The 22746-nt window shown below is 63.6% G+C and carries 16 protein-coding genes; 13 read left to right on the forward strand and 3 right to left on the reverse strand.

Translation table 11 applies throughout. The annotated features are described in order from the left end of the window. Positions 1-173 precede the first annotated feature (173 nt). On the reverse strand, positions 174-1025 hold the full coding sequence (gene phhA / locus ACVWZA_RS04420; RefSeq protein WP_457309916.1) for a phenylalanine 4-monooxygenase: 852 nt from the start codon (positions 1023-1025) through the stop codon (positions 174-176). Between the two features lie 95 nt (positions 1026-1120). Here phhA and ACVWZA_RS04425 point away from each other — a divergent pair, with 95 nt between their 5' ends. Then, complete coding sequence (locus ACVWZA_RS04425; protein WP_457309917.1) at positions 1121-1591, forward strand: Lrp/AsnC family transcriptional regulator; 471 nt, start codon at positions 1121-1123, stop codon at positions 1589-1591. A gap of 150 nt (positions 1592-1741) precedes the next feature. Beyond that, positions 1742-2785 carry a rod shape-determining protein gene (locus ACVWZA_RS04430; RefSeq protein ID WP_457309918.1) on the forward strand — a complete coding sequence of 348 codons (1044 nt, stop codon included), beginning with the start codon at positions 1742-1744 and terminating at the stop codon, positions 2783-2785. 12 nt (positions 2786-2797) lie between these two features. On the opposite strand, the gene ACVWZA_RS04435 is transcribed toward ACVWZA_RS04430, so the two are convergent. Beyond that, positions 2798-4492, reverse strand: coding sequence for an N-acyl-D-amino-acid deacylase family protein (locus ACVWZA_RS04435; protein WP_457309919.1), 1695 nt, complete (start codon positions 4490-4492; stop codon positions 2798-2800). 57 nt (positions 4493-4549) lie between these two features. Beyond that, a complete protein-coding gene (locus ACVWZA_RS04440) occupies positions 4550-5680 on the reverse strand; it encodes a Leu/Phe/Val dehydrogenase (RefSeq protein WP_457309920.1) in 1131 nt (376 codons plus the stop codon). Positions 5681-5801: 121 nt separating this feature from the next. Between ACVWZA_RS04440 and ACVWZA_RS04445 the strand changes: the two genes are divergently transcribed. The 11 genes from ACVWZA_RS04445 to ACVWZA_RS04495 all read left to right on the forward strand — a co-directional run bounded on the left by ACVWZA_RS04445 (position 5802) and on the right by ACVWZA_RS04495 (position 22743). Further along, positions 5802-6269 (forward strand): Lrp/AsnC family transcriptional regulator, encoded by a 468-nt coding sequence (locus ACVWZA_RS04445; protein WP_457309921.1) that lies wholly within the window; start codon positions 5802-5804, stop codon positions 6267-6269. A gap of 86 nt (positions 6270-6355) precedes the next feature. Beyond that, positions 6356-8047: an alpha/beta hydrolase-fold protein gene (locus ACVWZA_RS04450; protein ID WP_457309922.1), complete on the forward strand. Its 1692-nt coding sequence runs from the start codon at positions 6356-6358 to the stop codon at positions 8045-8047. Between the two features lie 34 nt (positions 8048-8081). Beyond that, positions 8082-8783 carry a hypothetical protein gene (locus ACVWZA_RS04455; protein ID WP_457309923.1) on the forward strand — a complete coding sequence of 234 codons (702 nt, stop codon included), beginning with the start codon at positions 8082-8084 and terminating at the stop codon, positions 8781-8783. Between the two features lie 145 nt (positions 8784-8928). After that, positions 8929-9513, forward strand: a complete 585-nt coding sequence (locus ACVWZA_RS04460) for an RNA polymerase sigma factor (protein WP_457309924.1) — start codon at positions 8929-8931, stop codon at positions 9511-9513. After that, complete coding sequence (locus ACVWZA_RS04465) at positions 9485-10456, forward strand: FecR family protein (RefSeq protein WP_457309925.1); 972 nt, start codon at positions 9485-9487, stop codon at positions 10454-10456. The genes ACVWZA_RS04460 and ACVWZA_RS04465 overlap by 29 nt, the downstream gene beginning before the upstream one ends. A gap of 748 nt (positions 10457-11204) precedes the next feature. Continuing rightward, positions 11205-14447, forward strand: coding sequence for a TonB-dependent receptor domain-containing protein (locus ACVWZA_RS04470; protein WP_457309926.1), 3243 nt, complete (start codon positions 11205-11207; stop codon positions 14445-14447). A gap of 134 nt (positions 14448-14581) precedes the next feature. Then, positions 14582-16438, forward strand: coding sequence for a S9 family peptidase (locus tag ACVWZA_RS04475; RefSeq protein WP_457309927.1), 1857 nt, complete (start codon positions 14582-14584; stop codon positions 16436-16438). Beyond that, positions 16435-18246: a DUF885 domain-containing protein gene (locus tag ACVWZA_RS04480; RefSeq protein ID WP_457309928.1), complete on the forward strand. Its 1812-nt coding sequence runs from the start codon at positions 16435-16437 to the stop codon at positions 18244-18246. The genes ACVWZA_RS04475 and ACVWZA_RS04480 overlap by 4 nt, the downstream gene beginning before the upstream one ends. After that, the gene (locus ACVWZA_RS04485; RefSeq protein ID WP_457309929.1) at positions 18243-20051 is read left to right on the forward strand and encodes a DUF885 domain-containing protein; all 1809 of its coding nucleotides are present in this window, start codon (positions 18243-18245) and stop codon (positions 20049-20051) included. Before ACVWZA_RS04480 ends, ACVWZA_RS04485 begins: the two co-directional genes overlap by 4 nt. Continuing rightward, positions 20048-21460, forward strand: coding sequence for a M20/M25/M40 family metallo-hydrolase (locus tag ACVWZA_RS04490; protein WP_457309930.1), 1413 nt, complete (start codon positions 20048-20050; stop codon positions 21458-21460). The genes ACVWZA_RS04485 and ACVWZA_RS04490 overlap by 4 nt, the downstream gene beginning before the upstream one ends. Further along, a complete protein-coding gene (locus ACVWZA_RS04495) occupies positions 21457-22743 on the forward strand; it encodes an amidohydrolase family protein (RefSeq protein ID WP_457309931.1) in 1287 nt (428 codons plus the stop codon). The genes ACVWZA_RS04490 and ACVWZA_RS04495 overlap by 4 nt, the downstream gene beginning before the upstream one ends. The last annotated feature ends 3 nt before the right edge of the window (positions 22744-22746 follow it).

Here is a 22746-nt window from a genome sequence, read left to right on the forward strand (position 1 = left end):
CGTCTCAATCTGCCGCGAAAGGAGCGTCCGCGCCTCATAGCGCTCCTGCCAGCCGACCTGCACCGCCGTCACCTTGTATTCGGGGCAATTGGTTGCCCAATCCGAATTGTCGGTGGTGATGACATTGGCCTGGGTGCGGGGTGGTGGTCGAGCGTGATGTTCATGCCGCCTCCCTACGCGGGAGCATAGGTTTGCGTACCGCGGGTGTAGATCTTGTCGGTCGGCAGGATCGCCTCGATCTCGATGTCGGACTGCCCCTCCAGCGCGGCATAGAGCGGCGCGAAATCGGTGTTGAGCGTCTGATCGAGCAAGTCCTCGAAGCTGTCGATGACGAAATAATTCTGTTGGAAATCGTCGATGCGATATTTGGTGCGCATCAGCCGCTTCAGATCGAATCCGATGCGGTTGGGCGACGGATCGTCGAGCGCGAAGACCGACTCTGTATAGGACGACACGATCCCCGCGCCGTAGAGCTTGAGTTTGTCGCCTGAGCGGACCAGGCCGAATTCGACCGTGTACCAATAGAGCCGCGCCAGCCGGTCGATCGCGCCCAGTGCGGCCGCGCGCTTCCCGCCCTTGCCATAGGCCTGCATATAGTCAGCGAACACCGGATGAACGAGCAGCGGAACATGGCCGAACACGTCGTGAAACACATCCGGTTCCTGAAGATAGTCGAGCTGGTCGGGCTTGCGGATGAAATTGCCGGCAACAAAGCGACGGTTGGCGAGATGGTCGAAAAACACCTCATCGGGCACCAGGCCCGGTACCGCGACGACCTGCCAGCCGGTTGCCTTCATCAGCCGCGCGGACAATTCCTCGAAATCGGGAATCCCGGGTTTCGAGAGGCGGAGTACGTCGAGGCCCTCGATAAATTCGGGCGTGACACGCCCCGGCAGCATATCCACCTGCCGTGCGAACAGCGTGTCCCAGGTCGCGTGTTCCTCGGGCATATAGGCGTCCCAGCCCTGCGGGATGGTCCAATCTTCTGCGGTTCCATTGGGACGGGTCATGTTTGCATCGCTCATGTGATGCAGGATCGCACCGACCGGCGATGATTGCTTGTCTTTATCGTCACGAATAAAGGGTTGAGCGAAACGAAAATTCGCAAAGTCGGGTCAACATGAAACAAAATCGCGCACTGGACTCGATCGACCGTCGCATCGTTGCGTTATTGCAGGAAGACGCCACCCTCAGTCACGCCGATCTCGCCGAGCGGGTCGGCGCGTCGAGCGCCTCTTGCTGGCGCCGGGTCAAGGCGTTGGAGACCGCCGGCGTGCTCACCCGCACGGTTCGACTGGTTGACCCCGCCGTGGTGGGGCGCGGCGTCAACGTGCTGTGCAACATCCGCATACTCAGCCACGCGATCGGCGCGCGGGATAGCTTCGAGCGCTTCATCGACGGCCGGTCGGAGGTTGTGGAATGTTTCTCGATGTCGGGGGATTGGGATTATTTGCTGCGCATCGTCGTCGCCGACGTTGCGGATTATAATCATTTCCTTATGCAGACTTTGCTCGCCCATCCCTCAGTCGCGGGGGGGTCGTCTCACTTCGCGCTGTCGATGACGAAGTACACCACGGCCCTGCCCATTTAGGAAATCGTGCGCCGCGCCGATCACCGCGCGCGCGGTTCGTCCGGGCGCAGGTACCTTGACCGGTTGGGCACGAGCGCCCACGCGACCGCTTTCGCCATCGACACGCCCGCGTCACCCCCTTGTAATCAATGCCTAACAGATTGTCCGTCAATGCGATTTTCCCGCCTTTTTTCTCGCGCGTCGCACGACATGGCGATCGATCTCGGCACGGTGAACACCGTTGTCTACCTGCGCGACAAGGGTATTGTGCTGAACGAACCCTCGGTCGTGGCGATCGAAACGCTCGACGGCGTATCCAAGATTCGCGCGATCGGCGCCGAGGCGAAGCTGATGCTCGGCAAGACCCCCGATACGATCCGTACCATCCGGCCGATGCGCGACGGCGTCATCGCCGACATCGATGTCGCCGAACAGATGATCAAGCATTTCATCGACAAGGCGCATGGCGGCGCGAGCCGGTTGCCGCGTCGCCCGCAGATCGCGATCTGCATGCCGTCGGGCGCGACCACGGTGGAGCGCCGCGCCATTCAACAGGCGGCGAGCAATGCCGGTGCCGGCAAGGTCTATCTGATCGAGGAATCGATGGCGGCGGCGATTGGCGCCGGCCTGCCGGTGACCGAGCCGACCGGCGCGATGGTCGTCGATATCGGCGGCGGCACAACCGAGGTCGCGATCCTTTCGCTGCGCGGCCTCGCCTATAGCACCTCAGCGCGGGTCGGCGGCGACCGCATGGACGAGGCGATCGCATCGAGCATCCGGCGCAAGCATAATCTGATGATCGGCGAATCGACCGCCGAGCGGATCAAGGTCGAGATCGGCACCGCGATGATGCCCGACGACGGCGTCGGCAAGGTGATGCGCGTCAAGGGCCGCGACCTGGTCAACGGCGTGCCCTCGGAGATCGAGGTCAGCCAGGGTGAGCTTGCGACAGCACTTGCCGATCTGGTCGGCCAGATCGTCGGCACGGTGCTTTCCGCGCTCGAAAAGACCGAACCCGAACTCGCCGCCGACATTTATGACCAGGGTATCGTGATGACCGGCGGCGGCAGCTTGCTCGTCGGCCTCGACGAAGTGCTGGCGCAGGCGACCGGCCTGCCGGTCATCGTCGCCGACGAAGCGCTGACGTGCGTCGCGATGGGTGCCGGTCGCGCGTTGGAAGACCCGGCCTATCAGGGCATCATGCAGGAAGCCTGACCGGCCCGCCGATCATCCACAACGATGGCGCAGCACCCTGCCCGAACGCGCGCCGGTCGCCTTGCCGCCATGGATCGCCAGTACGCCGTTGACGATGACGTCGTCGATTCCGACCGGCGCGGCGACGGGATGCGCCCAGTCCGCCGCGTCCCTGATCCTGGCATAATCGAAGATCATCACATCGGCGCGCAGCCCTTCGCGCAGCACGCCGCGATCGGCCAGGCCCATGCGGGTCGCCGGCCAGGATGTCATCTTGCGCACGGCATCGGGCAGGGTCAGCACGCCGCGGTCGCGCGCGTAGGAGGCGAGGACACGCGGGAAGGTGCCATAGGCACGCGGATGCGGCAGGCCGAGCGCATCCACTTCGCCGAACTTGGCCGAGGCTCCGGCGTCGGTGCCGATACTCGTCCAGGGCTGTTTGATGGCGAGGTCGATGTCGCGCTCATCCATCATGAAATAGAGCGCCATCGCCCGGTTGGGCAGTGCGTTGCCGGCAATGTCCCAGGCGATATCCGCCGGATCGCGGCCGAGCGCCTTGCCGATCGCCGCGAAGCTCTTGCCGCGATACGCGTCATATTTCGGGTCGAATGCATTGGCGAGCATGACATGGTCCCAGCCGCCCGAGGCTTGCACCAGGTTCGACCATCCCGGTTGCGATCCGGCGGCGACTTCCTTCTTCAGCCGGGCACGGATCGCCGGGTCGCGCAGCCGCTCCCAGCCCTTCTTCTGCCCGTCGGCAAAGACCCAGGTCGGGACGGTGATGTCGATCCCGGTGCCGCCAGCACTATAGGGATAGAGATCGGCGGCGATATCGATCCCGCGATCGCGCGCGGCGGAGATCTTCGCCACCGCCTGCGGCATCAGCTTGCCGCTGAGCGGCCTATAGGCGGCCTTGAGGTGGAAGATCTCGACCTTTGCGCCGCTTTCCTCGCCGATGCGGATCGCCTCGTCGATCGCCGGTAGCAACCCGGCGCTCTCGTCGCGCATATGGCTGACATAGAAACCGCCACAGGCACCGGCGACCTTGGCCAGCGCGATCAGATCCTCGGTCGATTGGAAGCTGTCGGGCGGGTAGATCAGTGCGGTGGCGATGCCGAATACGCCGGCGTGCATCGCCGTCTCCACCTCGGTCCGCATCGCGGACAGTTGAGCCGGTGTCGGGCGGCCATCGCCATCGCCCATGACTTTCACCCGAGCTTGCGCGGCGCTGTAATAGGCGCCGAAATTGACCGCGATGCCTTGCCGTTCGAGCTGAGCGAAATAGTCCGGAATCTTCGCTGCCTCGACCGGCGTCCCGCCTTCGCCGGCAATCAGCGTGGTGACGCCCATGCGCAGCTTGTTTTCCGCGCCGCCGCTCTTCAGCAGCACCTCGCCCGATTGATCCATCATGTCGATCAGGCCCGGCGCGACATAACGATCCGTCGCATCGACCTCCTGCCGACCGGTGCCGTCGACCTGCCCGATCGTGACGATGCGCCCGTCCTTGATCGCGATATCGGCCGCGACCCACGGATTGCCCGCCCCGTCGAGCACGCGACCGTGCCGGATCACGATATCGAACTCCGGTGCCGGCGCGGCACCGATCAGCAGTGCGGCCGCGATGACGGCGAGAGTGCATCTCATCTTTTGCCCCCGGGTGAAGAGATTGCGGATAGTGACAGGCAAGGTGGCCGCGGCAACCGGATATTGCGGATGTGGCGCGCTCATCGGCTCATTCGCTATGCTCGAGGGCTCGGTCGAACACGGGCAGGCCTGCGACCACCATCATCCGGTGGCTGGCGCGAAGACCAGTGGCGGGCGGACCGGCGGCGCGACCGCTCGTGCCGCTGCGGCACTCGTTCCCGCCCCGGGCAGGGCATCGGCGATGATCCGTGCGGCAAGCGCGTCGGCGACCCTGTTGGTCGGCGATCCGCTATCCTCCGCCTCGCGCAGGACCGAAATCAGGCGTGCGGCGATCAGGCCGACCCGGGTGCGGACCTGTTCGCCGGTCTCGCCGAGATATTCAGCGGAGACGTTGATGATCCCGCCCGCATTGACGACATAGTCGGGCGCATAGGTGATGCCGCGCCGCATCAGCGCCGCGCCGTCCTCGTCGGTCGCCAGCTGGTTGTTGGCGGCGCCGCAGATCAGCTTCGCCTGGAGCAGCGGGATGGTCCGGTCATTGAGCACGCCGCCAAGCGCGCATGGTGCGAACACCTGGGCGGGCGCGACGGCGATCTCGTCGACACCACAGCTCTCGGCGCCAAGCTCCTCGACCAGCCGCGCCACGCGCCGCGCATCGGTGTCGGCGACGATCAGCCGCGCACCTTCGGCGTGGAGCAACCGACACAGCGCCGCGCCGACATTGCCGACACCCTGCACCGCGACGGTCATGCCGCGCAGGCCGCGGCCGAAGCGCATGCCGACCGCCGCCTGCATCGCCTCGAACACGCCGAGCGCGGTCCAGGGCGAGGGATCGCCGCCGGCGCGCCCCGGCAGCGCGTCGAGCCCGGCGGCATGCCGGGTGCGTTCGCGCACCAGTTTCATGTCGGCGACCGACGTGCCGACATCCTCGGCGGTCACGTACCGGCCGTTTAGCCGGGCCACCGCCTCGCCGAACGCATGAAACAAGGCGACACGGTCGAACTCACCCGGCGGCCGGCGCAGCACTGCCTTGCCACCGCCGAGCGGCAGCCCGGCCAGCGCATTCTTGTAACTCATCCCGCGCGCCAGCCGCACCGCGTCGCGCGCCAGGTCGGCGGTGCCGTCATAGTGCCACACCCGGCAACCGCCAGCCGCCGGCCCGAGCGTGGTGGAATGGATCGCGATCACGCCGCTCAGTCCAGCGGCGGGATCGTCGATGACGACCAGCTCTTCTTGAAAATCGGCGCCGTTCTCGAATGTCATATAGGTCATCAGGCTTCCTCCAGCCCTGACAAACTAACAGCCAATGCGCTGAGAAAAATTGCGCAGATCGTTTCCCAAAGGCATGATTGAGAATAGTTCATTCTTTGGGATGAATTTTCTGGAGTAAATTATGCCGGATGAGCTCGATGCGTTCGATCGCAAGATCCTCAAGCTGATGCAGGTCGATTCTTCGCGCTCGACCACGGACATTGCCGATGCGGTCGGCCTGTCGCAGGCGCCGTGCTGGCGGCGTATCCAGCGGATGAAGCAGGACGGTTATATCCGCGGCCAAGTCAGCCTGGTCGACCGGCGCAAGGTCGGGCTCAATGCGCAGGTCTTCGCGCAGGTCAAATTATCGGCGCATGGCCGGTCGAACCTTGCCGAATTCTCGGAAGCGATCCGTCAGTTTCCCGAAGTGCTCGACTGTTTCGTGCTGATGGGGCCGGTCGATTTCATGCTGCGCATCGTCGCGCGCGATATCGATGCCTATGAACGCTTCTTCTTCGACAAATTGTCGCAAGTGCCCGGCATCCAGGAAATCAACTCGATGGTCGCGCTGTCGGAGATCAAGTCGACCACCGAATTGCCGCTGGACTAGCTCCGGCGACCCGACGCGGCGGGAATGGCGGAAAATACGATCTCGCCCATCATAACCTGCAGACCCGAGTGAATCGGGGCCGGGTGATGAGGGGGACGCGCGTGTTTTTCGCCAAGATATCCAGAGCAGTGATTGCCCTAGTCCCGGCGCTGATCGCGGGCGCGACGGCTTTGCCGGCGGCGGCGCAGGTGCGTTTCGCGGTCACCCTGCCGGCGACCGTGAAGGGGCCGGTGACCGGTCGCCTGATCGTCATCACCGCGCGCAAGGACACGCCCGAACCGCGGCTGGCGATCGGGATGAACGGCCCGCCGGTCTTCGGCATGGATGTCGAGGGGCTCAAGCCCGGCGAGACCAGGGTGGTCGATGCCAGGGCGGACGGCTTTCCGTTCGACATGAGCAAGCTGCCGGCCGGCGACTATAGCGTGCAGGCGGTGCTGATCGCCTATACCCAGACCAAGCGGTCCGATGGTCATACGATCTGGGTGCCGGTGACGCAGGAACGCGTCATCGCGTTCATGAATCCGGGCAATCCCTACAGCAAGGTCGCCAAGGTTGCGCTCGATCCCGCAGCAACCGCGCCGGTCGCGCTGACCTTGTCCGAAACGATCGGGCCGATGGACAAGGAAGTCGACACGCCGTGGATCAAGCGCGTGACGATCAAAAGCAAGATCCTGTCCGATTTCTGGGGCGTGCCGATGACGATCGGCGCCGAAGTGCTGATCCCTAAGGGGTTCCAGGACAATCCCAAGGCGCGTTATCCCGCCATCTATACCTTCGGCCATTTCGGCGGCCCGTTCACTTTCGATGACGATCCAAAGAGCGATACCGAAGGCGAGCGACGCAATGCCGCCGATGCGAATGTGAAGACCGGTTATCAATTCTCGCAGGAATGGAAATCGGAAAAATTCCCCCGCATGGTCGGTATCTCGCTGGTCTCGCCCGGGCCTTATTTCATCGAAAGCTATGCGCTCAATTCTGCCAATAACGGGCCTTGGGGCGATGCGATCACCAAGGAATTGATGCCCTATCTGGAAAAGACCTTTCACCTGATCGATCAGCCTTATGGCCGGATCGTCGAGGGCGCCTCGACCGGCGGCTGGGAAGCGTTGGCGATGCAGCTCCATTATCCAGACCTGTTCGGTGGCGCCTGGGTGTTCAATCCCGATCCGATCGATTTCACGCGCTATCAGCAGACCGATATCTACAAGGAGGACAATATGTTCACCCTCCGCTTGAGTGAGTGGATCGCGAACGAGAAGCTCTTCCGCCGCAGCCGCGAGGGTTTTCCGCTCTTCACGATGCGCGACCTGTCCGCGCTCGAAGGTGCGCTCGGGTCGAAGGGGCGGTCCTTCTATCAGCTCGATATCTGGCAGGCGACACACGGCCCGGTCGGTGCGGATGGCTATCCGGTGCTGCTGTTCGACAAGAAGACCGGCGTGATCAACAAGGACGTCGTCAAATATATGCGCGAGAAAGGTTATGACCTGTCCGGCTATATGCGCGACAATTGGGCGACTCTCGGCCCGAAGCTCAGCGGCAAGCTCAATTTCTTCGCCGGCGAGATGGACGATTTCTCGCTCAACCTCGGCGTCTACAAGGTCGAGGAGATGATCGGCGAAATCGGGGGCAAGGATTACCCGATCCGCTTCCTCTATGGTCGGCCGAAAAAGGGCCATAACTGGCACCATACCGACTGGGCCGGGGTGGTGCGCGAGATCGCCACGCACGTGACCAAGACCGCACCCACGGGCGCGCCGCTTGCCGACTGGACCTATTGAGATGAGCGCGGGCATACGATCGAAACGGATGCGCATGGCACTGGTGGGCGCCGGGTTGCTGGCCGGAGCGGCACTGCCCGCTGCCTGGGTCGTGGCGAGCGGCGGCCCCGGAAAGGCCGTGTTCGACGAGGTCAGCGTGAAGCGGCTCAACATCGTCGAGCCGAACGGCAAGTACCGCTTGGTGCTCGCCAATAGCGAGCGCTTCCCCGGGCTGTTCATGGAGGGCAAGGAATATAAGCATCACAGCCGCTCGGGCGGCGGGATGCTGTTCTTCAACGACGAGGGCGATGAGGTCGGCGGGCTGACCTATGGCAGCAACAGCGCCGGCGGCCAGCGCTCGGCCAATGCCGGCCTGATGTTCGACCAGTATAAGCAGGATCAGACCGTCGGCCTCCTATATAGCGAAAGTGGCGGCCGGCGTACCGCTGGCCTGCGCGTCTGGGACCGGCCGGATTATTCGATCAAGCCGTTGATGGAGATGAGCGATCGCGCGGCCCGCGCCGCGACCGATGCGGAAAAGCAGAAGATCCGTAGCGAGATGCAGGCCTTCGCCAATGCCAATGGCGGCGGCGGCGCCGAACGTGTCTTTGCCGGCAAGGCGATCGACGACGCGATCGTCCGGTTGGCGGACAAGAGCGGCAAGCCGCGACTGCTGCTCAAGGTCGGCGCCGACGGCATGCCGAGCATCGAGTTTCTCGACCCCCAAGGAAAGGTGGTCAAGCGCATCACCCAGTGAAGCGCATCCGAAAAGCGACGCGACGTCGGAAGCACCAAGCTTTCCGGCGTGGCGGCGCGTCGGCATTATTCATCTAACCTACTGATTTATTTCACGAATAGTTCATCTATTCGTCATTTTTTCTTGACGGCGAACGCGATTGCTGTTGCCATCGCATCCGATGGAACATCAGGCCCGACTCCGCTGGTTCGCGCGCGAAGTGCTGCCGCACGAAGGCGACGTGCGCAAATGGCTTGCCGGGCGCGTGCGCGGGCTCGAATCCTGCGAAGTCGATGAAGTCGTGCAGGAGGCTTATGCCCGGCTGTGGTCGGCCGATGCCGATGCGATCATCAATGCGCGGGCCTATTTCTTCGTCACCGCGCGCCACATCGTCGGCGAACATATCCGGCGCTCGCGCATTGTCTCGATCGAGCTTATGGCGGATTTGGAGTCGCTGAACATCGTAGATGACGAGATGGGTGCCTATCGTCGGCTGAGCGGTCAGGAGGAAGTGGCTCGATTGCATGCCATCCTGGCGCAGCTTCCGCCGAAATGCCGGCAGGCGTTTCAGCTGAAGAAGTTCGACGAACTGTCGCAGCGGCAGATCGCCGAGCGGATGGGCATCGCCGAAAGCACGGTGGAAAAACATCTGGCCAAGGCGCTTCGCCTGGTGTCGGAACAGATCAAGGAAGCGCCGACGGGCGCGAGGAACAGGATTGCCGGTGAACCCAGGTTCTGGAAATGGGGATGAGATCGACGCCCAGGCGGCTGCCTGGGCGATCCGATCCGCCGAACATCCCCTCGATCCTTCCCACAGCGAGCAACTCGAAACCTGGCTCGGTCGCGACCGCCGGCATTTGGGTGCCTATGTGCGCGCCCAGGCGCTATGGCTGGATGTCGATCGGGTGGTGGCGCTGGACAGCGGTTCACGCGTCGAGCCGGTCGAAGAACGCGCGGCGCGCTGGCCGCGTTATGCGATGGCCGCGTCGATCGCACTTGCCGTGCTCGGCGGCGGGGTGACTTATGACCATATGGCCGGACGGATCTCGACCGCGAAGGGCGAGGTGCGCACGATCGCGCTGGAGGATGGCTCGACCGTCGTGCTCAACGGCGATTCTGCGATTCAGGTACGTTACGAGGCCGGCACGCGCCGCATCGTGCTGCGCCGTGGCGAGGCATCGTTCAAGGTGGCGCACAACAAGTTGCGACCGTTCATCGTCGATGCCAATGGCATCGCGGTGCGCGCGGTCGGCACCGAATTCGTCGTCGGCCTGGAAGACAAGGATGTCGAGGTGACGGTGGAGGAAGGCGTCGTTTCGATCGCCGGCGTCACCGGAACGGGCGGCCAGCCGCGCTTGTTGCGCCAGAACGAACAGTTCGTCGCCGCGACCACCGGCCCGCGCATGGCCAAGCTCGATGCCGGCGATGTTCAACGCAGCACCGCATGGCGCAAGGGATTGCTGGTGTTCAACGGCCAGTCGCTTGGCGCCGCTGCCGCCGATGTGAACCGCTATACCGACCTGCAAGTGGTGATCGACGATCCCACGCTGGCGCGCGCCGAGTTCATTGGCGTGTTCAAGGTCGGCGACGCACGCGCCTTCGCCAAGGCGGCGGCGCATGCGTTCAACGGCGAAGTGATCGAACAGGGTAAGGAACTGCGCCTGGTGCGCCAGCAGAACTCCCCTTCGCACTAGATCGACCTTCACGCTCGACCTGGTTTGGACGCAAGGATCGGAAGCTCCCTGTTCCGGCGGAACGGCGGTGTTGGTGTTCGTCATGTGAAAGAGCGTTTTCGAGTTGGATTGGGGTGGATCAATCCAGCTCGAAAACCCTCTAACGGCTCGACGGGCGGTATTGAATCAGCCGGATTATTTCGGCGTGCCGCAGCGCGTTTCGGTGCGGCCGCGAGCGTTCAAAATTCCCGTTGCTGCGGGAACCGATACGCGAAAATGCATTTTCGCGGATTCTGCGGGAATTTACGGGAAAACCTGCGGGAATTTTGTGGGAACGGCACGGGAGCTCTTCGGGTGCGCTTACGCGAATATCGGGAAATGTCAGAGGCGGGGGTCGTGGTCTGTACGTTCTCCGGTTTTGTCGATTCAATGGTCCGTCCAACGGGCCTTTACCAATGCGCCGCAGAGCAGGCCTGACGATGCCAGGAAAGAATCTGAATCAAGCAAACATGCAGCGAATGTCGTTGGCCTGACGGTCAGGGAGGAAGTGGGTCGCATGAACACCCTTCTTCGCCGACGGTCTGTCAATGAACTTGAATGTCGATCCACCTTAGGATCAGGCTCTCAATTCGGACCACCATGGCAATTCGGACCACCATGGCAATTCGGACCACCATGGCAATTCGGACCATAATGGCGGATTTCGTTTCCCCGGCACTCGTTAGGCATGAGGGCGATTGGTTCGCACCGGGTGGTAGGGAGATTTTCGATGGGGTGGGCAAAGAAAGTCCGGTTCGACAAGCGCGCGGCATTGTTCAGCAGCGCTGCGGCAATCATGTTGTGGGCGGCGCCGGTCGCGGCGCAGAGCCGCCAGAGCTATAATCTTCCAGCCGGCGACGCCGCGCAGAATGTGCAGAAGATCGCGGTCGAATCGGGTGTCCAGGTGATGGCCCCCAATGCCGACCTCGCGGGGATCAAGACCAACGCGGTCAAGGGCGATTACACGCCGGTCGAAGCGCTCCAGCGGATGCTGGCGAACACCGGGCTCGAGGTGGTGGCGAGCGGCGAGAACACCGTCGTCATTCGCCGCGCGGTGGAAACGGCGGCGGTCGATGCGCCGATCCGCGAGGAAACCGATCCCGACATCATCGTCACCGGTTCGCGCATCCGCCGTCCCGGCTTCGACACGCTGGAGGCGACGATCGTCACCAGTGGAGAGCTAATTGCGCAGCGCGGCTATACCAATGTCGCACAGGCGCTCGACGAGACGCCGGGCTTCGTCGCTTCTGGCGTCAACCCGATCGGCGCTACGCAGGGTACCTTCAACGCCGGCCAGAGCTTCGTCGATTTCCTCGGTCTGGGGTCGCAGCGGACGCTGACCTTGATCAACGGGCGTCGCGCGGTGAGTTCCAACTCGATTGCGGGTAGCGGCAATGCGGCGGCCCCCGGGCAGCAGGTCGATCTCAACGTGATTCCGGTCGGATTGATCGAGCGGGTCGAGACGATCGCGATCGGCGGCGCGCCGATTTACGGCTCCGACGCGATCGCCGGCACCGTCAACATCATCCTGAAGGACAATTATCAGGGCCTGAGCGTTACCGGTCAGTACGGCGTCGCCGAACGGGGTGATGCGCCGGGTTATTCGATCAGGGGATTGGCGGGGATCAATTTCGACGAAGGTCGCGGCAATATCGCTGTCAGTGGCGAGTATCACAAGCAGGAGGGGATACTGCTGAGCAAGCGGTCCGGCCTGCGTTACCTGCTGCCCAATGCCGCGGGCGGGCCGCCTGACAATGTCGTCACGGATGATCTGGTGCTCGGCTATTTCACAGAAGGTGGCCTGCCGTTCGATCCGAACACGTTCGATTTCATTCGCGACAGCGGCGGCAATGCCCTTCAATTCCAGGGCGGCGACCTGAACCGCTACGTGGAAGGCGAAAATGTCCTCGGGCCGTATTTCAACGGCGGTGACGGCGTTCGCATGGCCAATCATTATAGCTTGTTGTCGCCGACCGAGCGCGCAATCGTCAGTGCGATTGGACATTATGATCTGACGCCGTCGGTTCGCGTGGTGTTCGAAGGATCCTATGCGCGCAGCGAGGGTAAGGAGTTGAGCGAGGTTGCTGCGTTCACCTCACCCTATGTCAGCGGAACAATCCTGCCCGTTTCGGTCAACAACCCGTTCATCTCGGCGGCGGCGCGCAATACGCTGCTGGCCAACGGCATCACTGGCGATTTCGTGCTGGCGCGCAATTTCAGCGATCTGCTCGATCGCGGTGGGCTGAGCGTCAACACGGTCAATTTCTATCGCTTTGTCGGCGGGCTCGAAGGCAAAACCAGCCTGTTCGGCGAACCGGCGGCGTGGAATCTGTCGGTCAATTACGGCAGAAGCCGTGCGATAACCGAGTCCAGCTATATCAACGAAAGCCGCTTTCTCGCCGCCGTCGATGCGGTACGCGACGGCAGCGGCAACATCGTCTGCGCAACCGGCGGCAATTGCATTCCGTTCAACATCTTCGGCGAAAATGCGTTTAGCGACGAGGCGGCGAACTATGTCCTCGACCGGGGGCGTGCGGTCAGCCTGAACCAGCAGCTCGTCTTCACGGCCAACTTCAACGGCGCGCTTCCGTTTCGTATTTCACCCGAGCCGATCGCGTTCAACATCGGTGCCGAATACCGCAAGGAGCAAGGTGAGTTTACGGTCAATAATGTGCTTGCGGCGGGCACCAGCCTGCTCGGCCTCGATCTGGCCAGCCCCTATCTTCCCGGCAAGGGCAGTTTCCATACCAAGGAAATCTACGGCGAACTCTCGATCCCGATCGTATCGGAATCGCAGGACATCCCGGTCATCAAGAACCTCAGCATCGACAGCTCGGCGCGCTATGTCGACAATTCGATCGCTGGTGGCGACCTGACCTGGGCGGTCGGTGGTCGCTTCGCCCCACGTCTGCCCGGGTTGCTGGATGGCCTGTTGCTGCGCGGCACCTATGCCCGTTCGATCCGCGCGCCCGCTGTCACCGAACTTTTCTCAGGTGCCTCGCCGACGCGCGGCCGGATCGACGATCCCTGTTCGGCGAGCAACTATCAGCGCGGTGACAATCCGACGGTGCGCGCGGCCAATTGCGCGGTGGCGCTTCAAGCGCTTGGCGTGGCAAGTCCAGCGGCGTTCAATCCGACCACCTTCGCCCTGTCGCCGATCGGCACGATTTCGGGCAATGCCGCGCTCGAAAATGAAAAAGCGCGGTCCTGGTCGGCGGGCATCGTCTATCAGCCCAAGCTGGTGTCCGGCTTGCGATTGTCGGCCGACTGGACGCAAATCCATCTAACCGGCGGAATCGAGAGTTTGTCGATCCAGCAGGTGCTCAACGCATGTTACGATGGCGTCGATTTTCCGAATGCGCCGGGCTGCAATCAGTTCCGCCGCCTGACCGCCGCGGAATCGGGTGCGGGCTCCGCAAATCCAACCCGCGTCAATGGCGACATCGCGAATGGCTATCGCAGCGGTTATATCAACACCGCGAGCCTTAAATTCGCCGGCATGATTGTTGCCGCCGAGTATAATTTCGGCATGGCCGCGCTTGAGAAACAGGGCCGGATCAGACTGGGCGTCAAGGCATTCCACAACAGCAAGTACGAGCTCCAGACGACTGACAGCGTACCGGCCTCGAACGCGGTTGGCGGCGTCGGTCTGGCAAAATGGTCGGGTCAGTTCAATGTCGGGTACCAGGGAGCGGCGCTCGACCTGTTATTGCAGGGCATCTACACCGGCCCGGTCAAGTACGATATCCTCGCGGATCCGACCACGATTGCCGACAAGGACAATAATATCGGGTCTTACTGGCGGTTCAATTCGACGCTCGGCGTGCGGGTCAACGACCGCTTCTCACTCCAGCTCGTCGTCAACAACCTGTTCGATCGCCAGCCATCGGCTTCGCAGATTTTTTCGAGCAGCTTCGGCACCTACGACCTGATCGGCCGACGCTTCCTGTTCAGCGTGACCGCCGGACTTTGAGGCAATCGATGTTGAGCGTTCGCGGGAGGCGACATTTGCGCAGGGTGACGGGATTTCTGGCACTGACCCTAGGCTTGGGGGCTCCCGCGGCCGCCGCTGATCGGCAACCGGGACATTACACCATCGAGCAGCTGATGGCGGCGGACTCGGTTGGTGGCATGTCCTGGTCGCCGGACGATTCAAAGCTGGTCTTCACCAGCAATCGCACCGGCATCGCCAATATCTATGTGATGCCGTCGTCGGGCGGCCCGGCGACCGCGCTGACCAGCTCGGTCAAGGAGTCGGTCAGCGCGATCAGCTATTTCCCGAACGACGAACGCATCCTGTTTTCGAGCGATCAGGGCGGTAATGAGCTTGCGCATATCTATGTCCGTGAGCTCGACGGCAAGACCAGGGACACGACCCCCGGCGCGAAGCATGTTGCGCGCTTCGTCGACTGGGCGGAGGACGGCAAATCCTTCTTCGTGCAGACCAATGAACGCGACCCACGTTATTTCGACCTTTATGAAATCCAGGGCGATGGCTATGCCAAGACCCGGTTGTTCGAAAACGACAAGGCCTATCAGGTGCGCGCGGTCAGCCCCGACCGGCGGTACGTCGCGCTGAGCCGGATCGTCGATAACGCGACCAAGCATTGTTATGTCTATGACCGGACCGAGGCGAAGCTGGTTCAGCTGACCCCGGAGGGAAAGCCGGTGGCGTGCGAGCCGCAGACTTTTGCGCCCGAAGGGGCCACGCTGTTCTACACCACCGACGATGGCGGCGAGTTCACCTCTCTCGCACGGCAGGATTTGACCACGCGTACGGTCGTCACGGTATTCAAGCCGAAATGGGATGTGCAGGGCGCGGGCTTTTCACACGACGGCAAAATACTGACCGTATCGGTCAATGATGATGCGCGGGGCCGGCCTTATCTGCTCGACGCGAAGAGTTTCGCGCCGCTTGCCTTCACCAATCCGATGCCGGGCGCGAGCGTCAGTTTGCAGCTTGCGCACGGCAGGCCGCTGGCGCTGCTCCGCGCCTCGAACGGCAGCATGCCGGGCGATGTGTTCCTGCTCGACCTGAAGACCGGCAAGCGGAAATTGCTGCTCAGCGCGCAGGCGCCGGGCATCGCCGCGAGCGACCTGGTCGCGGGCGAAGTGGTGCGCTTCGCCTCTTATGACGGGCAACAGGTTCCCGGTATTCTCTATATGCCGAAGGGCGCGAAGAAGGGCGACAAGCGCCCCGCGGTGATCCACGTCCATGGCGGCCCCGGCGATGAGAGCGCGATCGGTTATCGTCCGCTCGTCCAGTATCTCGTCAACAACGGTTATGTCGTGTTCGAGATCAACAATCGCGGCAGCAGCGGGTCGGGGCGCACATTCTATCATCTCGACGACCACAAGCATGGCGATGCCGATCTCGACGATGTCGTCGCGGCCAAGAAGATGCTTGCCGCGACTGGCATGGTCGACCCGGCCAGGGTGGTGATCCAGGGGCAAAGCTATGGCGGCTATATGGTGCTTGCCGGGCTTGCCTTCCGCCCCGAGGAATTCGCCGCCGGGGTCGATCTGTACGGCGTGGCGAACTGGCCGCGGCTGCTCGCCAATACGCCGAGCTGGTGGGAGGATCTGCGCCGGCTGCTGTTCACCGAGGTCGGCGATCCCGACAAGGACGCCGACTATCTGCGCAAGATCTCGCCGGTATTCCATGCCGAGCAAATCAAGCGGCCATTGCTCGTGCTGCAGGGGCAGAACGACCCGCGCGTCCTGCCGGTCGAATCCGAGGATATCGTCGCCAAGGTAAAGGCGAATGGCGTTCCGGTGGAGTATGTCGTGTTCCCCGACGAAGGCCATGGCTTCCGCAAGAAAGCCAACCAGATCGCCGCCTATCGCGCGATCAAGACCTTTCTCGATACGCATGTGAAGGGCGTTCCCGCCGCGACGGCCCCTGCTGCGAGTCCCGGCTCGCACGACGTGTCGTCGATCGGCGATTTCCCGATCGGCAAGTGATCAACGGCGCGTTCTCGCGGCGGGAAGTGATCGCGGCGGGCGCGCTGCTCGCCGCGACACCAGCATTGGCGGGTGTGCCGCAAGATGAGAGTGCGCGGCTCAATGCGTTTTTCGAGGACGTGTTCCAGCGCAATCTGGTGCGCAACGCGGGTGCCCAGTCGGATTTGGGGCTGAAAGACGGTCAGGACCGCTGGCCGGATGTCGGCACGGTGCATGCCGATGCGGAGATCGCGCTGGTGCGGGACAACCTTGCAGCGTTGCGCCGTTTCGACCGTAGCAAGCTGAACCCGGCCGCAGAGCTCAGCTATCGCCTGTTTGACTATGATGCCGGGGAATCGATCGAGCGCCATCGCTGGCGCGGCAATCGCTATCCGGTGTGCCAGATGCGCGGGCCGCAGCGCTGGATCCCGCAGACGCTGATCAACGACCATCCGATTGCAAGCGTGGCCGACGCCGAGGCCTATGTCGGGCGGCTGCACAATGTGAAGGCTCATCTGGCGCAGGTCGTCGCAGAGCTGGAACGGCAAGCGGCGAACGGGGTGAGCCCGCCGGGCTTCGCCAATCGACTGGTGATCGGCAATTGCCAGAAGCTGATCATGGGCGCGCCGTTCCAGAGCGGTGGCGACAGCCCGATCCTTGCCGATTTCAGGGGCAAGGTTGCAGCGCTGGCGATTACGGATGCGCAAAAGGCGACGCTGATCGCGGCAGCGAAGGTCGGGTTGGTCGAGGGTTTCGGGCCGGGTTTCCGTCACCTGATCGCGCATCTCGAAAAGGTGCGCTGCACCGCGAATTGCGACGATGGCGTGTGGCGGCTGCCCGAAGGCGAGGCCTATTATGCGGCGGCTTTGCGCTGGGAGACGACGCTGCCGACCTCGCCACAGGAAGTACATCGCATCGGCCTGGACGAGACCGCGCGGTTGCACGGCGAAATGCGCGCGCTGATGAAGCGCACGGGTTTCACCGGCTCACTGCCCGAATTGTTCGCGCATGTGCGGAGCGCCGAGCAATTCTATTACCCCGATACGGCGACGGGCAAGGCGGCTTATCTTGGCGCGATGCGCGGCAAGATCGCCGCGGTGACCGCACGGCTCGGCGAGATCATGACGCATGTCCCGAGCGCCGAAATACTGGTCAAGCCGGTCGAGCCGTGGCTGGAAGCGTCGGCCGGCACGGCGGGATATTTCGCGCCGTCGGCCGATGGATCGCGGCCCGGGATCCTCTATGTCAACACGCGCGACATGCGGAACCTGCCGATCTTCGAATTGTCGGCGCTGTCCTATCATGAAGGCGTGCCCGGCCATCACCTCGAAAAGGCGGTGACGCGCGCACTGACCGGGCTGCCGCGCTTTCGCGCGTTCAACGACTATACCGCGTTCAGTGAGGGCTGGGCGCTGTTCGCCGAGCAACTGCCGCTGGAGATGGGGCTGTACGACGATCCCTGGCAGGAGTTCGGTCGGCTTTCGATGGAGCTGATGCGTGCCGGGCGGCTGGTCGTCGATACCGGGGTGCATGCGCTGCGCTGGAGCCGCGAACGGGCGATCGCCTGGGCGGACGAGAATACGCCCGCGACGCATACCGACAATATCGGCTCGATCCAGCGCTACATCGTGACGCCGGGTCAGGCCTGTGCCTACGAGATGGGCAAGCTTTCGATGGTGGCGTTGCGCGATCGCGCCCGCGCCGCGCTGGGGCCGCGGTTCGATATCCGCACCTTTAACGACGTCGTGCTGGGCAGCGGGCCGCTGCCGCTGCCGATGCTCGAAACCAATGTCCGGGCCTGGGTGGCCCGAGGAGGAAAATCCACATGATCAGCCGGCGCGCCTTTACCGGATCGGCGGCATTGCTCGCCGCATCTTTCGCAATGCCGGTGTTCGCGGTGGAGACCGACGAGGACGCGCGGCTCGATGCGTTTTTCGAGCGCGTCTTCCAGCGTGGGCTGGCGCGCAGCCCGATGCGGCAATCCTCGCTTGGCATCCGTACCAATCAGGACAAGTGGGACGATGTGAGCGAGGCGCGCGCGCTGGAGAATGCGGCGCTGGTGCGCGAGGACCTGAAGGCGATCGGCGGGTTCGATCCCGCCAGGCTCTCGCCTCAGGCGCGGCTCAGCTATCGCATGTTCAGGCGATTCGCCGAACAATCGGTGCGCAATTTCCGCTGGCGTGACCATGATTATGCGATGACCCAGATGGGTGGGCTGCACACCGACGTACCGAACACGCTCACCGGCAGCCATCCGATCGTCACGCGCGCCGATGCCGATGCCTATGTCGCGCGGCTCGATGGGGTCGGGCCGCTGATGCGCCAGGCGATCGTCGAAATGGCGCGGCAGGAAGCAAAGGGCATCCGACCACCGCGTTTCGTCTATGCGCAGGTGATCGAACCATGCGAGAATATGCTGAAAGGCGCACCGTTCGATGCGAGCGGGAAGGATGGCCCGATCCTCGCCGACTTTCGCGGCAAACTGACCAAGGCGAAATTCAGCGACGCCGAACGGACCGACCTGATCGCGCGCGCGACGGCCGCGCTGAACGGCGGGTTCGCCAGCGGCTATCGCGCGTTGATCGTCCATCTGCGCGCCGCCGAGGCGAAGGCCGATACGACCGACGGGATCTGGAAGCTGCCCGACGGCCCGGCCTATTACGAAGCGCAGCTCGAGGTCTATACGACGCTGCCGATCACGGCGGATGAAATCCATGCGCTGGGCCTGCGCGAAGTGGCGAGCATCCATGACGAGATGCGCGCGATCATGAAGCGGGTCGGGTTCAAGGGCGACCTGCAAGCCTTTTTCGCCTTCATGCGCAGCGATCCGCAATTCTATCATCCCGATACGGCGGAAGGGCGCGCCGCCTATATCGCAGAAGCCGAAGCGTTGCTTGCCGAGATCAGCGCGCGGCAAAGCGAATTGTTCAGCGTGCTGCCCAAGGCGCCGGTCGTCGTTCGGCCGGTCGAGGCGTGGCGCGAACGGTCGGCACCCAAGGCATTCTATCGCAATCCGCCACAGGACGGATCGGCGCCGGGCATTTTCTATATCAACCTTGCCGAGATGAAGGCGCAGCCGCGCTATCAACTGCCCGTCACGCTCTATCACGAGGCGGTGCCCGGCCATCATATCGAGACCTGCATCGCGCATGAGATGACCGGTCTGCCCAAATTCCGGCGGTTCGCGAGCATCGCGGCATTCAGCGAGGGATGGGGGCTTTATACCGAACGGCTGCCCAAGGAGATGGGACTTTATGCCGATCCCTATGCCGATTTCGGTCGGCTCTCGCTGGCGCTGATGCGGGCGTGTCGGCTGGTCGTCGATACCGGCATCCATCAGCTCAAATGGACGCGCGAACGGGCGACCGCCTATTTTGATCAGAACATGCCGTCGAGCCATTATGACAATCAGCGTGAGATCGACCGCTACATCGTGCTCCCGGGCCAGGCGACGTCCTATTATATCGGCATGCTCAAGATCCTCGCCCTGCGCGAGCGGGCCAAGGCGAAGCTGGACAAGGCGTTCGACCTGCGCGCGTTCCATGATGTCGTGCTCGGCAATGGGCCGCTCCCCTTGCCGATGCTCGAGGAGACGATCGACGGGTGGATCGCCGCGGGCGGGCGCAAAGCGTGAGGATCGCGCTGCTCCTCGCCGCGACGGTGGCACTCATGGCGGCGGCACCGCCGCCCGATGAGAAGACCGCCGCTGCGCTGCGTGATCGCGCGGTTGCAGGTGACAGCGTGGCGATGGAAATGGTGAGTGAGCTGACCACGCGCTTCGGCGCGCGGCCGGCGGGTTCGGCGTCCGAACGCGCCTCGGCCGAGTGGCTCGCGGTGCGGCTGCGCGCGTTCGGGTTTCGCAATGTGAAGATACACAGCTATCCGATCACCGGCTGGACGCGCGGACGCGAAAGTGTCGAGATCGTCGGGCCGAACCCGCAATCGCTGATCGCGACGGCGCTCGGCGGATCGCCCGCGACGCCCGCCAGCGGGGTGGAGGGCGATGTCGTGCTGTTCGAGTCGCTGGACGCGCTCAAGCGTGCGCCGATCGGATCGCTGATCGGCAAGATCGCCATGATCACCCAGGCGATGCCGAACGCGATGCGCGGTTATGGCTATGGCCAGGTCGGCCCGGCGCGCGCCTTTGGCCCGTCCGAGGCGGCGAAGCGCGGGGCGGTGGCGTTCCTGCTGCGCTCGCTCGCCACCGGCAACGAGCGTTTCGCGCACACCGGATCGACGCGCTATATCGACGGCGTGGTGGCGATCCCCAGCTTCGCGCTGGCGGTGCCCGATGCGGAGCAGGTCGAACGGCTGGCGACGCTTGGCGAGACCGTCCGCATGAGGTTGTTTTCAAGCGCGGCCTATGTGCCGGGCGCGATAACCAGCCAGGTCAGCGGCGACATTATGGGCATTGGCGCGGCGGATGAAATCGTCCTGCTCGGCGCGCATCTCGACAGCTGGGACCTCGGCACCGGAGCGATCGACGATGGCGTCGGTGTCGCGATCGTGATCGCGGCGGCCAAGCTGATCGGCGAGCAGAAACGTAAAGCCCGCCGTACCGTGCGCGTCGTCCTGTACGGGTCGGAGGAAGTGACCCAGCCGGGCGCTGCCGATGTCAGCGGCCGGGCCTATAGCGATGCGCCCGGGCTGGCGATCGACAAGCATGTCCTGGCGATGGAAAGCGATTCCGGCGCCGATCGTGTCTATGCCTTGTCCTTGCCCCAGGGCGTCGATGCCAGCCCCTTTGCCGAGGCGGCAATGCGCGTGCTGACGCCGCTCCGCATCGTGCGATCGCGCGAGGGGCCGGGCAGCGGCGGGGTCGATATCGGACCGCTGGTCGCGCGCGGCGTGCCGACCTTCGTGCTGGAGCAGGATATGGGGCACTATTTCGCCTATCATCACACCGCCAACGACACGCTGGACAAGATCGAGCCGACCGCGCTCGACCAGAATGTCGCGGCGCTGGCGTCGCTGGTCTGGCTGGCCGCCGATAGTGACGTGGATTTCCGCGCGCTCGCCACACCGAAGGATCCTGGGCGATGAAACTGATCAGGGGAATCGCGGCATTGGCATTGTTGCTGGGCGTCGGGGCGGCGGGAGCGCAGCCGGTCGCGGAAACCTATATCCATGCCGGCCGGCTGCTTGCCGACCCGGCGACGGGCAAGGTCGAGACCGAACGCACGATCGTGGTGCGCGACGGCAAAATCGTGGCGATCCGCGCCGGTTATGTCGGTGGCGCGGATGCGATCGACTTGCGCGACAGTTTCGTGCTGCCCGGGCTGATCGACAGCCATGTCCATCTTGGTCATCAGAACGGGCCGGACGACAAGATCCGCCGCGTCACCCAGACTGCCGCCGCGATCGCGATCGACGGCGCCTATTATGCCAAGCTGACGCTGGAGGCAGGCTTCACCACGGTCGCCGACCTGGGCGAGGAAAATGATGCGATTTTCGCGCTGCGCGACGGGATCGCCATGGGTCGGGTGCCGGGGCCGCGCGTGATCGCCGCGGGCAATGTGATCAGCCCGCATGGCGGCGAGGGCGATCTCTACGGCTATCGCTGGGACGTGACGCAGGCCATCCGGCGGCCCAATCTCTGTTCCGGCGCGGACAATTGCCGGCGCGTGGTGCGCGAGCAGATCCAGCGCGGCGCGGACATCATCAAGATCGTCGCGACCGGCGCGGTCCTGTCCGATCTGGCGGCGGGGCTGGGCCAGCAATTCACCGATGACGAGATGAAGGCGATCGTCGAGACCGCGCATAATCTCGGCCGCAAGGTCACCGCGCATGCGCATGGTGCAAACGGCATCAACGCGTTCCTGCGCGCAGGTGGCGATTCGATCGAGCATGGCACGTATCTCGACGATGAGTCGATCCGGCTGTTTCGCCAGCCCGGCATCTATCTCGTGCCGACCCTGCTTGCCGGCGATACGGTGACGAAATGGGGCAACGACCCCAACGGATTTCTCAGCCCCGCCGCCAAAGCCAAGGCGCTGCTGGTCGGACCGAAGATGGTCGGCGCGACGGCGCGGGCCCACAAGGCGGGTGTCAGGATCGCGTTCGGCACCGATTCCAGCGTGAGCCGGCATGGCGACAATGCGCGCGAATTCGCGTTGCTGGTGCAGGCCGGCCTGTCGCCGATCGAGGCGATCCGTACCGCCACGGTCAACGCCGCCGACCATCTCGGCATCGGCGATCAGGCCGGCACGATCGCAGTCGGCAAGCCGGCGGATATCGTCGCGGTGCGCGGCGATCCGCTGCGCGACGTGAGCGTGCTTCAGCATATCGGCTTCGTGATGAAGACGGGGCAGATCTACAAAAAATAGGGG

It is taken from the genome of Sphingomonas sp. UYAg733 (genome assembly GCF_054057355.1).

Excerpts from the sequence above, each read along its gene's own strand:
- phhA (WP_457309916.1), bottom strand. The coding sequence starts at position 1,025 with ATGAGCGATGCAAACATGACCCGTCCCAATGGAACCGCAGAAGATTGG.
- ACVWZA_RS04425 (WP_457309917.1), top strand. The coding sequence starts at position 1,121 with ATGAAACAAAATCGCGCACTGGACTCGATCGACCGTCGCATCGTTGCG.
- ACVWZA_RS04430 (WP_457309918.1), top strand. The coding sequence starts at position 1,742 with ATGCGATTTTCCCGCCTTTTTTCTCGCGCGTCGCACGACATGGCGATC.
- ACVWZA_RS04435 (WP_457309919.1), bottom strand. The coding sequence starts at position 4,492 with ATGAGCGCGCCACATCCGCAATATCCGGTTGCCGCGGCCACCTTGCCT.
- ACVWZA_RS04440 (WP_457309920.1), bottom strand. The coding sequence starts at position 5,680 with ATGACCTATATGACATTCGAGAACGGCGCCGATTTTCAAGAAGAGCTG.
- ACVWZA_RS04445 (WP_457309921.1), top strand. The coding sequence starts at position 5,802 with ATGCCGGATGAGCTCGATGCGTTCGATCGCAAGATCCTCAAGCTGATG.
- ACVWZA_RS04450 (WP_457309922.1), top strand. The coding sequence starts at position 6,356 with ATGAGGGGGACGCGCGTGTTTTTCGCCAAGATATCCAGAGCAGTGATT.
- ACVWZA_RS04455 (WP_457309923.1), top strand. The coding sequence starts at position 8,082 with ATGGCACTGGTGGGCGCCGGGTTGCTGGCCGGAGCGGCACTGCCCGCT.
- ACVWZA_RS04470 (WP_457309926.1), top strand. The coding sequence starts at position 11,205 with ATGGGGTGGGCAAAGAAAGTCCGGTTCGACAAGCGCGCGGCATTGTTC.
- ACVWZA_RS04475 (WP_457309927.1), top strand. The coding sequence starts at position 14,582 with ATGGCGGCGGACTCGGTTGGTGGCATGTCCTGGTCGCCGGACGATTCA.
- ACVWZA_RS04485 (WP_457309929.1), top strand. The coding sequence starts at position 18,243 with ATGATCAGCCGGCGCGCCTTTACCGGATCGGCGGCATTGCTCGCCGCA.
- ACVWZA_RS04495 (WP_457309931.1), top strand. The coding sequence starts at position 21,457 with ATGAAACTGATCAGGGGAATCGCGGCATTGGCATTGTTGCTGGGCGTC.